The sequence below is a fragment of the Deltaproteobacteria bacterium GWA2_45_12 genome (genome assembly GCA_001797365.1).
In the GTDB taxonomy this organism is placed as follows: Bacteria; UBA10199; UBA10199; order UBA10199; family UBA10199; genus UBA10199.
In genome coordinates this window covers 6,222-18,371 of sequence record MGPH01000059.1, presented here as the reverse complement: position 1 = coordinate 18,371, position 12,150 = coordinate 6,222, and the positions used below count along the sequence as shown (strand labels likewise).

Here is a 12,150-nt window from a genome sequence, read left to right as displayed (position 1 = left end):
AATCTTTAATCATCCAGCCAGGGATTTTCTTCCATCCTGATGATGCCTTTTTGTTCAATGACTATCTTGGGATCTAGTTCCTGAAAGGAGAGTACGGCCAGTTCGGGAAGATCGTGCTCGGTGATTTTTTTGACATAACGACGTATGTCGGGAAGTGTTAATAGAATGCAGTATCTGGAATTGATGTTTTCTTTTTGGAAGAAGTTGATAATGGCCAGGTTTATTTGTGTCAGTCTGTCTGGAGAAAGGACTAGATAAGATTCAGAGCCATTGGTTTGGATGCCACTACGGATTTCGTCTTCTAATTTGTCATCCAAAATAGCCACGCCCAAGCGGGAACCTTCCTGGACATGCATGAAGGTGATTGTACGCTTTAAACCCATACGTACATATTCGGTAAGGGTGACAGGGTCTTTGTTTTCAGGTTGGTTACAGGACAAAATTTGTAAAATGAGCCGGAAATCTTTGATGGGGATTCCTTCTTCAACCAGTCTTTTGACCACTTCGGTCAGTTTTTGAATGGACATGACTTTGGGAACCACCTCGCGGACCAATTCCGGATATTGAATTTCAACGCGTGAAAGCATGTGGCGCATTTCCTGGATGCCCACAAAATCACCCGCGTGTTTTTTCAAAATCCTTTTTAAGTGACGGAGCAACATTTCTTCCGGGCCCAGGGTATTAAGCCCTTCCCTCGCCAAACTTTCTTTTTCCTTAAGGTTCCACAAAGAAATCGGTGTGCCATGCATGGTTTGTCCCGATTCCGGAATTTGTCCGGTGATATTTTTGTCTCTATTTGGAACCTCGCCGATCATGGTGCAGTGATGGGGATTCAGAAGACCCGTATCCACGGGCACTTCAAAAACACGTAGACGGTATTTGAATGATTTTGAAAGAGCCACGTTCACAATCAATTTAAGTTCGGGAAAGACAACACCCATCTGGTTTGTAAGATGAACTCTTAGTTTTGGATAGAGTTGTCCAAAAAAATGAACCCAGCGGGGGTCTTGTGTGAAAACCTGATAAAGTTCGTACCCCACTTCCAAAGCCAGTGGAGTGGGAAGCCCAATTTTTTCGGCACGCTGGTTTTCATCCTCAACTTTGTAGGCATCCACAGGAAGGGGAGCGCTGGTTTCTTGTTTGATTTTTTTAAGAATGGTAACAGCAACCCACGCCAATCCAGCAGAAAGAAGGCCGAAAAAAAATAGGGGAAAGCCGGGAAAAAATCCCATCCCCAAACTTAAGAAAGCCCCTGTTAAAAGGGCCCGGGGTTGGGAAAGAATTTGTTGCCCGATATCTTTACCCAGGGAGTTTTCTTTTTTTTCATCAGAAACCCGAGTGACAATGAAGCCGGCTGTAAGCGCCACAAGAAGGGCGGGAATCTGGTTTACCAGGCTATCGCCAATGGTGAGAAGGGAGTAGGTTTGGACCGATTCCTTAAAACTTAAACCCCGTTGCACCATGCCCGTGCCCATGCCGCCCAATAAATTGATGCCGGCGATAAGCAGGCTGGCGATGGTATCTCCTTTGACAAATTTCATGGCCCCATCCATGCCGCCATACATTTTTGATTCGCGGTGTAAATCATCGCGCAATTTTTTGGCTTCCTCTTGGCCTAGAAGCCCTGCACGAAGATCGGCATCGATGCTCATTTGCCTTCCGGGAAGGGCATCCAAGGTAAACCGGGCCGAGACTTCAGCGACCCGTTCGGCTCCTTTAGCCACCACGACAAACTGGATGATGGTGAGAATGAGGAACATGACAAACCCCACAAGCAAATTACCCCCAGTGGCAAAATTGCCAAAGGTTTCAATAATGTGCCCTGCATATCCGTAGCCTAAGACAAGACGGGTGGAAGCCAGATTCAAACCCAATCTAAAAAGGGTGCTGATTAAAAGTAATGTGGGGAATGTGGCCAGTTTCATGGAATCGGAAATGGAAAGAGTCACCAATAAGAGGGTGACGGAGCCCACCATGTTAATGGCCAGTAAAAAATCGAGAATCCAGGCCTCTAGCGGCAGAATCATCATGGCCAGTACACAGGCCACGCACCCCACAAGAATTAAATTTCCATAACGAGAAAAGGAGGTGATGATTGAAGTTTGTGTCAAGGAAGGGCATCTTGGTTGAAGGGCCATTTAAAAAAAAGAATTGCAACGGGTGTGCCAAAAAATGAAAAATAAAATTTCTTTTTGAAATTGGTTATTTATAATAACAATGACAAAACAGTATTTGAAGCGATTGTCTTAATAGAGTCCGAAAATCGGACGGTTGTCTATGGATCTAATTGCAAAGAAATATCGTGTTCTAAAAACCCTTGGAAAAGGAGCGATGGGGGAAGTCTATTTGGTGCTGCCGCCGCGTGGGGACCCGGTGGCTTTAAAGCTTTTGCGTACGGTTGAAAACACGGATCCCAAATCGGCTGTCTCGCAACTTGAAAATGAGTTTAGAGTTTTGAAGCGTCTTTCCCACCCTAATATCGGGCGCATCTATGATTATGGTTACGATGAAGAATTGAAAAAAGTGTATTTTACTTCCCCTTGGCTTAAAGGGAGTGATTTGTTTCATGCCACCAAGGATTTGCCTTTTGAAGAATGCGAAGATTTATTTGTTCAACTATTACGAGCCATCAACTATCTGCATCAAAAAGGGATTATTCATTGCGATTTAAAGCCGGGAAATGTCTTTGTTGAAAATGGCCAAGTGCTTTTGATCGATTTTGGTTTGGCGGGTTATTGGGGGGAATCGATTGTTGGAACTCCCACCTACCTGGCACCTGAAGTGTTTCGGGGGGCCCATCATACCGTGGCCAGTGATTTGTATGCCGTTGGGGTTGTTTTTTATAATTGCCTTACACGAACACAGCCTTATTCCGGGAAATCACTCCAAGAAGTTTACGATCGTCATCGTACTTTTACGCCTCCACCTGTCACCAAAGTAAATCCCAAAGTGCCCCAGTATTTTTCTGAAGTAACAGCCAATCTTTTGGCTAAAAAGCCGGAAGAGCGCTATTCATCGGCAACAGCTGTTATTGAAGAAATTGCCGCCTTTTCTTCAAAGAAATATTCCGTTGAAACGCCTGAAACTCTTTTGTCCTATCTTCCAGCCACTTCCGAACTGATCGGTCGTAAAGAAGTGCAGTGGACCATTGAGGGAGTATTGGACAAATTTTTAAAAAATGACGCACTCCCCTATAGTATCCTTTTTCTTTATGGGGAGCACGGTGTGGGGAAATCCCAGTTTGTCAGCCAAATCAAAACACGACTTCAACTCGAAAAAATAAATGTGGAAGATATTATTTTGCCGCTTAGCGAAGCAGACCAGGCTGTGTTGGGGTTGGCCAAAGTCCTTGTTTTTCAGGATCTCGAAAACTATCTGGGGGATGTGGGCCCTGATAATATGCTTGCAAGCCAGGAGCCACCTGAGACTTTCAAACATTTCATGTCTTTTTTGGAACAAAAGGTTCTCTCTCCTGAAACAACCAAACTTTTGCTGGTTTTAACAGGCACTCATAAAGATCACTGGAAACCTTTTGAAAATCTTTTTCCCCGTGAAGAACTGGTGTTTGAAGATGTCTTGATTCTTCCTTTTAATCAGGAGGAAACCCGGCTTTTCCTTGAAACAATCATCGGGCAGAAACAAATTCCCGAACGTTTTGTCTTGGAAATTTATCATAATACAGGGGGCAATCCCGCCCTGTGCAAACAGATTATTGAAACACTTATTCAGCAGGGTTTGCTTTTTGATGAATCGGGCCGATGGAGCTCTGATTTGCTGGGGCATTTATCCGGAGCCCTTAAACGCATTGAAACACCCCGTTCGCTGGAAGAAAAACTGAGGCAGGAATATTCCATTTTGGAAGAAGATGAAAAGGATGTGGCCCTATGGCTGGCCCTTTCTGAGCAGGGGCTTTCCAGCGAGGCCCTTCATAAAATTACGGAAGAGCCCCATTTGTCCAAATTATTGGAATCAATGATCATAAAAAAAATCATCAGGCAAGAAAAAGAGGGAAGCTATTGCTTGTACAAACCGGCTTTTGGCCCTTTTTTGACAAAACAATTGGGTTCTGAAGAACAAAAGAAAAGACATAGCCGGCTTGCCGCCCCTGATATTGGCTTGGATGATATTGATGTTTGGGAACATCAAAGTTTGGGCGCCGATCCCTTGGTTGTTCAGTCCTCTCTTGAAAAATTGGGGGAGGCCAGTCTTAAAAGGGGGGATAAAGAAAAGGCCCTCGATTGTTATCAACGTCTTCTCAAAATATTTGCTTCGGCCCCTCTGGTGCAAAGGGTTGACTGGGTTATTGATGGTGCCGATATTTTGATCTGGTTGGATCGTTTTTCTGAAGCTGAAAAAATGCTTCAACGGGTAGAGCAGGAAATTGATGAAGAAAGCGGGACGGTTCCCATAAAAAAACAGTTGGTCATTTGGGAAAAGAAGGGGTTGTGCCTTTTACACCAACAAAAACTTCATGAAGCACGGTTTTATTTTACTGATGGTGTTCGTATGGCCGCAGAACATGCGGATACCCGTGCCGAGGAAATAAGGTTCTTAAATGATCTGGCCCAGATTTCTGTTCTTACCGGGCATTCGGAGGAAGCCATCAATCAGTTCTTGCAGGCCCGCCAAAAAATCAGGGAGTTGGCGGCTGATGAGCTTTTACGCATCACCAACAATGATTTGGGGCATGTTTATTATCAATTGCGTGACTATGAAAAAGCCATTGCCGTTTTGAGTGAGGATATTGTTGTCTTTGAAAAATTACCCTACAAAGAGCCTTTGGCACGGGCCCTTTATTCCATGGCGGAATCTTATCGCGCCCTCAAGAATTTCGACAAGGCGACGACAGAATACGAGCGTTGCATTGAAATCTGTCATAGTGAAAAACTCCTTCCCATCTTATTGCGTGCTTATAATGGGTTGGGAAATGTGCTTATGACCCAGGAAAAGTTTGATCAAGCTTTGGCGAGTTACCAAAAAGCCATTGAAATTAGTGTGCATTTAAAAGACATCACCACCAAAGCAGCCCTTTTGGCGAATCAGGGGATTATTTATTGTCATCAGCAAAACCTGCCCCAGGGGTCACGCCGGTTTTTGCTGGCCAAGCAGATTTTGGAATCAAAAGAAAAAAAGATGGCTTACGAAAACAAACTTTTGGCCAAGTGTTATCAAGAGCTCACCAATATCGCCAAAGAAGAAAAAGATCCGATGAAAGCGCTTTCGTTCCAGATTGAACATATGCGCATGGCTGAAAAACACGAAACCTCGGGAGAAAGAAAATTCACGATCAAGTATGAACTGGCCGATCTTTATCTTGAAAACAGGTTGGGCGATCCCTTTATGGCAGAAGTAAAAACACTTGAGACCATGGCCAAATCGGCCGATGAAAAAGAAAAAGTTGACGCCCTCAAAAAACGGTGGCAGGCCATCACAAGCTTTGATCAGGAAAAGACGATGAAGTTGAGTTAGCCAGATTTTTCTTCACGAAGAACGTCAGCCGAAGGACTGATCAGCCTTTGGCTGAAATTACGAATTACGTGAACGAAATTTGTGGCACTTTTGTTCACGTTTTTCGTTCTTCGGGGAAAATTTGCTGCCGCAAATTTTCGGGGCAGTAGCTCAGCTGGGAGAGCGCTTCGTTCGCAACGAAGAGGCCGGCGGTTCGATCCCGCTCTGCTCCACATAATTTTTGACTAGATTTTCAGTATGACTTCTCAGAATAAAAAAAAAGAAGAAGAGTTGATCAAACTCTTTGATAAAGCCCCCATCAAAAAAACTTTTGGTATGACTTTCCACTATGATCAAGGATCGGCCATCTTTGAACTTCCTTATAACCCTGGTTTGGATCATGCCCTGGGTGGCACCCACGGAGGTGTGATTGCCACCCTGCTTGATAATGCGGGTTGGTTCACGGTGGCCCTTTATTATGACACCTGGATTGCCACTTCTGAATTTCAAACGCGTCTTTTAGAGCCCGTTACAAAGGAAACCCTTATCTCCAGAGGCTGGATTATCCGGCAAGGAAAAACCCTTTCTGTGGCAGGGATGGAAGTGAAGACTTCTTCCGGAAAACTTATTGCCACGGGGACGGGAAGTTTTGTGGTGACTTCAGTTCCTTATAATATTTTTCAATCTTAATTTTCATGACCCTTCCTTCTTACACGCTTGTTCGTTCCAAAAGGCGAAGTGTTGGTCTTCTTATTAATGCGGAGGCTTGTTTGATTGTTCGAGCTCCATTAAGGGCTTCCGTGGAGTATATTGAGCGTGTTCTTTATGAAAAAAAGGCCTGGATTGAAAAGACCAAAGCCAGGGTCAAGGCTGCACCCCGGCTTTCCCCAAAAAAATTTGTCACCGGTGAGGAGTTTTATTTTTTGGGTAAGCTTTATCCCCTCATGGTTGTGGATCATGGTGATGAACCCCTTGTTTTTGAGGATGGGTTTGTATTGAACGAAAAATATCAGAAAACGGCGCGGGCCTTGTTTGTTGCTTGGTATAAGAATGAAGCCAAAAAATACATTGTGCAACGCGTTACTTATTGGGCTGGACTTTATCATTTAAACTATAAATCGATCCGAATATCCTCCGCCGAAAAAAGATGGGGTTCGTGCAGTTCCAAGGGAGGGTTAAGTTTTAATTGGCGTCTGGTCATGGCACCCCCTTCGGCCATCGATTATGTCGTGGTGCACGAACTGGCCCATCTAAAACACTTGAATCATTCCAGGGTTTACTGGGAATGGGTGGAAACGATGTGCCCCGACTATAAAAACGAAAAGATGTGGATGGGGAACAATGGAAGGGTGTTAGCCCTATAATGGGACATAGAGTAAAAATTAAAGGCTCAATCCATAAAGCTCTATTGTTTACTTGCCTTCTTTTTTCTCGTCCGTGTTTTCGTCACTTTTCTTTTCGGGTTTTACGCTACAGGAAGCCGCTTTCTTTTCGGCTTTGTCTTCTTTTTTCTCGCTCTTTTCCATCATGGCGCCGCAAGCGCCAGGAGCACAAGCCCCTTGTTTTCCTTCTTCCATTTTTTCCTGTTTGGTGGGTTCTTCTGCCAGCACCCATGATGTTTTGGCGGCCAAATTTGTGGCCAAAAACCCTGCTACAGTCAGACCCGAAATAAGTAATTTCTTTTTATCCATATTTTCTCTCCTTTGGTTGTTAATCCTGTATTAAAGAAAAAGACTCTATGACTTGCGTCATAGGGTTGATCAATATTTTATGAATACGGTTTGTTGGCTCAACCATTTTTAACTTTTTTGAATTCAAAATGCATTGTTATTTTGCCATTAGTAAAGTGTGTAATTTGAAATGCCGTTATTGCTACGTGCCAGCGTACAATAAAAGCCATCAGGTGAATTATGATGGGCGGGCCTTGGAAGCGGCACAGCGGTTTGCGGCAAAAATAAAAAAAGAGGATTTCTTTGTTGAAAGTATGACCCTCCATGGTGCCGAACCAAGTATTCTTTCGGCAAAAACCCTGGGAGAAATCATTAATATCTTGGCAGAGTCCACCCATGACATTGTTCGCATCCAATCTAACGGAACCCGATTTACGGCCGATTATCTGGACCAACTTCTTAAGATTATAGGGAATCCAAAACGTTTTTTTGTGGGGATTAGTATTGACGGGAGTGCCAAAATCCACAACGAACAGCGTGACAATAGCTGGCAAAGGGTCACGCACAATATCAACGAACTCAATAAAAGGGGTTTCCGTATTGGTCTTCTTTCGGTGATTACTCCCTTGACCCTTCAATATTTACCCGAGTTTGAAAAATGGATTGAACAAACGCGCCCCCAGGTTGAAAGCATCAGCTTTAAACTTGGGGAACATGGGTATGGCCTTAATGACGAGGAAAATCTGCGTTTTGCCAAATGGCTGGTCCGCACCAAAAACCTTAAATCCCTTCAGGCTTTTCAACCCGATCTTTGCATGCACCAAGGGAATCGTTGTGTTTTTTTTGAGTTTGATATTGATGGGAACTGCTATGCATGTAACAAAAATTTTAACCAGGAAGGGGTTTTTGCCAACTGGTTTAACGAAAGTTTTTCTGCCATCGTGGCCAAACGCCTTCATCTTTTCAAATTACAACCTATCAATGTTGAATGTCTTGATTGCTCTTATAAGCCGGTTTGCGAAAGTGGTTGCCCCGCCAGTCGAATACAAAATAGATCGGTTGATTGTTTGATAAAAAAAACCGTTTACGCCAAATTGGCAGAGGAGGGGATAGATTTCCAACGCTTTTTCAGGATTGAAGGAAGATCGACGGAAGAATCTTTTCGAGTTGCAAGGGGGCATCACAAATTACTGCTCAAAACACGGCCTTTTTTTCAATCGAGAATTCGTTTGGAAGGTCATCAGCTCATGTATCAAGCCTCGGATAACAAGAAGCGCACATTACTTCTTAAGCCCCGTGCTTCAGAATTTTTAAATCTTTTTTTAGAGAATCGGGCCCTCAACATAAGCCAGGCATTAAACAGATTTGATTCGCATAACGACTTTAATGAAGAACTTGGCTTTCTTAAGCAGCTTTATGAAAGAGGGATTATTTTGGGGTTTGAGTGAGGGGGATTTTTTGTGGAGACTATCCTCCAATGGATCGGATGCTGGCGTTCTCTTCTGGTCTCCGATCGGTTTTTTTGTTCACCCATGGATGGCTTGCCGGTTTTCCTAGGATCACTTGATGCATTTCTTCTTGAATCTGAATGATAGAGTGTCCATTCCGAAGGGAGGGGTGAAAATCATGTTGAAGGTTCGAAAAAAGACAGAGCTGAATTTTACCGGTGGCGCTCATCCGGATACGGGAGCATTTGGAGCAGAAGGGTTCGGTCATCGAGGCGATAAATCCGACCCTTCCTTTTCCACCAACCAATTCATGACTTTCAGCGACCTCGGTGCCACGTAACAGGGGCTCTATCTTATATTTACCCGCGATTCGGCCGCGGATGGTTTCAATGGGCACCACCATTTCCGGTTTCCAGGCGGTTCCGCATAAAGGCATGAATTCGATGAACCGGACTTCCAGCGGGAATCGGAAGGCCAGAGCTGAAAAACCGTCGATCTCCTCATCTGAAATTCCCTTCAGAGCCACGACATTGATTTTTACTTTCAGGCCAGCCTCCAGCGAGCGAAGAATACCACTCCACACTTGATGGAAAGAATTCGAGCCGGTCAGCTCTTGAAACCGAGCAGGATCAAGGCTATCCAGACTGATGTTAATCCGCTGCAAACCTGCTTCCTTCAATTCCCACGCGATTTCGGAAAGCTTCGCCCCGTTGGTTGTCAGCGCCAAATCGCGAATGCCAGGGATGGATGAAAAGCGGGCCACCAGCGAAAGAATGTCCTTGCGAATGAGCGGCTCTCCGCCAGTTAACCTTAAACGCCAAACTCCCATTTCGCTCACTGCTCGGACGAATTGTTCCATCTTGGCAGGCTCAAGATAATCCTCTTTTGGAAGAAGTTTGATTCCCTCGGCAGGTAAACAATAGACACACCGAAAAGGACACCGATCTGTAACCGAGAGGCGGAGATAGGTAATCGCACGTCCATGGGAATCTGTGAGCGGTTTTATCATCATATAAAAGTCATAATGTTAATAGGACTTCTCCATTTTCTTCCTTCACTTCGAAGGTCTTCACGGTTTCTCCTTTTTCCGATCCGATTCCTGTGTGAAGTTCATATTTACGACCGTGATAAGGGCAGATGACCGACTGGGCATCACAAACTCCTTCGGCCAAAGGGCCGGCTCGATGGGGGCATTTGTTTCCAATGGCAAACAGCCCTCCCGTGCGGGGGCGAAATACGGCAATCTCTTCTGATCCCACAATGAAACAGTGCCCTTGTCCCAAAGGAATTTTTTCAATTGATCCCAGACTGATTATTTTTTTATCCATTGTTTATGGCCTCCTCTAAAGTGCGGACAAGCTCCGGACCTTCAAATTGTTGGGGATAGGCGGGAATTTCCGCCTCTTTCCAGGGGTCAATATAGGCGGCGGCGGCCTTTTCAATTTCCGCATCCAGCTTCGGACAAAGCCCCAGTTCATCTTCAATGAGAAGAGCTTTCAGTCGGTCGATGCCGATCCGTTCGACAAATCCGTAAGTGCGTTCCATATATTTGGCGTGCTCGCGGTAATACTGGAGAAACCGACCTACAATCTTTAACACCTCTGCGTGTGTTTCGACGGTGACTAATAGATCACCCTTACGGACGGTGGCTCCGGCCGCTCCGCCGATGTAAATTTCCCATTTTCCCCCTTCAATCGCCACGACCCCCACATCTTTCACGTAGGCCTCCGCACAATTGCGCGGACAGCCGGTGGCCGCCATTTTCACTTTGTGAGGGGATTCGATTCCCTGCAATTTGTATTCGAGTTCCTGCGCTAGTTTGATGGAATCACCCACACCATAGCGGCAAAAATCGGTTCCGACACAACTCTTCACCGTTCGGACCGACTTGGTGTAGGCGTGCCCACTGGGCATGCCAAGATCTTTCCATATTTTTGGGAGGTCCTCTTTTTTGATACCAAGAAGATCGATGCGCTGACCTCCGGTAATTTTCACCATCGGAACATTGTATTTCTTGGCCACGGTGCCAATGCGGATCAACTCATCGGCTGAAGTAACGCCCCCATAGATGCGGGGGACTACGGAAAAAGTTCCATCTCGTTGAATATTGGCATGGACGCGATCGTTAATAAACCGGGCATCCCGTTCATCTTCGTATTCTTCGTTCCAGGTTGTCCGGAGAAGCGATGCCAAGCCCACTTTGCTGGCCGCATCTTCTTTTCCATTTCCCAGTTCCCGAAAAACGGCACTCACCGACTTGAGTTGTTTTTCCTTGATGGCGGCAATGAGCTGGGATTTTTCCAGAGGAATGCTCGGCACATAATGATGCTCACTCACGTCGTAGGCCACTTGCCCGGCATAGGCCTGAATCAGTTGAACAATAAGCCCCTTGCATGAACCGCATCCTTTTCCGGCTTTCGTGCAAGTTCCCACCTTGGCCACGCTGGTGCATCCTTCAGTCTGAATGGCATCGCGGATGGCCCCTTTGGAAATACCATGGCAATTGCAGATCTGTGCATGGTCCGGCATGCCCGCCACATCGGCCAGCGAAGAGACATTTGTTGCTCCAAATAAAAGATCAGTCCTCTTTTTGGGAACCCGGCTTCCTTCTTTAAAGAGCTGCATCAAAATATCCGATGCCTGCGTGTCCCCGAACAGTGTGGCCCCGACCAAGACCTGTTTGCGGATAATCAATTTTTGATAAATTCCTTTTTTGGGTTCCCGGTAAGTGATCACCTCGTCCTCTGGATCTTTGGGATTGACCTCCCCCATCGCCACCAGCTCCACGCCCATCACTTTCAGTTTGGTGGCCATTTTCGATCCGGTGTAAGCCGCTTGGGGATTGGTTTTGGTAATCACATCTGCCAGCGTTCTGGCCATCTCCCAGATGGGCTCGACCAAACCGTAGATTTGGCCCCGGTGCTCCACACATTCTCCCAACGCAAAAATAGCCAGATCGTTGGTCTGCATCTGATCGTTTGTCAATAGTCCCCGCCCCACGCCAAGCCCTGCTGCATTGGCCACTTCAACAATCGGACGAATTCCGGTACTCACGACCGCCATGTCAGTGGCTAGCGTCATCCCATCATGGAAAATAAGCCCCGTAATTTTGTCGTGCTCCTTCTGGATGCTCTTCACAATTTGCCGACACAAAACGGTAATCCCCATCGCCTCCATCGTCGATTCCAAAAGGCGTCCCCCTTCATCATCTAGCTGAACCGGCATCAGGTGCGGTGCGGCTTCAACAACGGATACCTGCACTCCGTGAGTCAAGAGCCCGCGGGCGGCTTCCAAACCAAGTAACCCCCCGCCGATCACCGTGGCTCTCTGGCAGTTAGCTGCATAATCAGCAATGCGGGCGCAGTCATCCAGAGTGCGGAAAAGAAAAGTGCCGGGACCTCCGAAGCCTTCTATCGGCGGCACAAAGGGACGGGAACCGGTGGCGATAATGATGTGGTCGTATCGTTCCACTACAGTCGAGCGGCCTCTTTCCCCCTCCCCGTGTGGGAGGGGGCTCGGGGGAGGGGGAGCGTACGGAGACTCATCTTTTGTCAGGGGAATGCCAACGACAATCTTCTTTTCTC

8 protein-coding genes, 1 tRNA gene and 1 pseudogene (1 of these 10 cut by a window edge) are annotated in these 12,150 nt (G+C 46.1%); 5 read left to right on the top strand and 5 right to left on the bottom strand.

The genetic code is table 11. The features are described from left to right. Positions 1 to 5: 5 nt before the first annotated feature. A complete protein-coding gene (locus A2048_03080) occupies positions 6 to 2,138 on the bottom strand; it encodes a hypothetical protein (protein ID OGP07729.1) in 2,133 nt (710 codons plus the stop codon). A gap of 139 nt (positions 2,139 to 2,277) precedes the next feature. Here A2048_03080 and A2048_03075 point away from each other — a divergent pair, with 139 nt between their 5' ends. The 4 genes from A2048_03075 to A2048_03060 all read left to right on the top strand — a co-directional run bounded on the left by A2048_03075 (position 2,278) and on the right by A2048_03060 (position 6,812). Then, entirely contained in the window at positions 2,278 to 5,469 is a 3,192-nt protein-coding gene (locus A2048_03075) for a hypothetical protein (protein OGP07728.1), read from the top strand. A 139-nt stretch (positions 5,470 to 5,608) separates the two neighbouring features. Then, positions 5,609 to 5,681: transfer RNA gene (locus A2048_03070), tRNA-Ala, on the top strand. Positions 5,682 to 5,706: 25 nt separating this feature from the next. Next, the gene (locus tag A2048_03065; GenBank protein ID OGP07727.1) at positions 5,707 to 6,138 is read left to right on the top strand and encodes a hypothetical protein; all 432 of its coding nucleotides are present in this window, start codon (positions 5,707 to 5,709) and stop codon (positions 6,136 to 6,138) included. A 5-nt stretch (positions 6,139 to 6,143) separates the two neighbouring features. Then, positions 6,144 to 6,812, top strand: coding sequence for a hypothetical protein (locus A2048_03060; GenBank protein ID OGP07726.1), 669 nt, complete (start codon positions 6,144 to 6,146; stop codon positions 6,810 to 6,812). Between the two features lie 48 nt (positions 6,813 to 6,860). On the opposite strand, the gene A2048_03055 is transcribed toward A2048_03060, so the two are convergent. Next, positions 6,861 to 7,139, bottom strand: a complete 279-nt coding sequence (locus A2048_03055) for a hypothetical protein (GenBank protein ID OGP07725.1) — start codon at positions 7,137 to 7,139, stop codon at positions 6,861 to 6,863. A 212-nt stretch (positions 7,140 to 7,351) separates the two neighbouring features. On the opposite strand from A2048_03055, the gene A2048_03050 reads away from it, so the two are divergent. Next, on the top strand, positions 7,352 to 8,566 hold the full coding sequence (locus tag A2048_03050; GenBank protein ID OGP07724.1) for a hypothetical protein: 1,215 nt from the start codon (positions 7,352 to 7,354) through the stop codon (positions 8,564 to 8,566). 19 nt (positions 8,567 to 8,585) lie between these two features. On the opposite strand, the gene A2048_03045 is transcribed toward A2048_03050, so the two are convergent. The 3 genes and pseudogenes from A2048_03045 to A2048_03035 all read right to left on the bottom strand — a co-directional run. Further along, complete coding sequence (locus tag A2048_03045; protein ID OGP07780.1) at positions 8,586 to 9,575, bottom strand: cyclic pyranopterin phosphate synthase MoaA; 990 nt, start codon at positions 9,573 to 9,575, stop codon at positions 8,586 to 8,588. A gap of 10 nt (positions 9,576 to 9,585) precedes the next feature. Next, positions 9,586 to 9,894: a (2Fe-2S)-binding protein gene (locus A2048_03040; protein ID OGP07723.1), complete on the bottom strand. Its 309-nt coding sequence runs from the start codon at positions 9,892 to 9,894 to the stop codon at positions 9,586 to 9,588. After that, positions 9,887 to 12,150, bottom strand: a pseudogene (locus tag A2048_03035) (nitrite reductase large subunit); it runs 259 nt beyond the window's last position. Before A2048_03035 ends, A2048_03040 begins: the two are co-directional and overlap by 8 nt.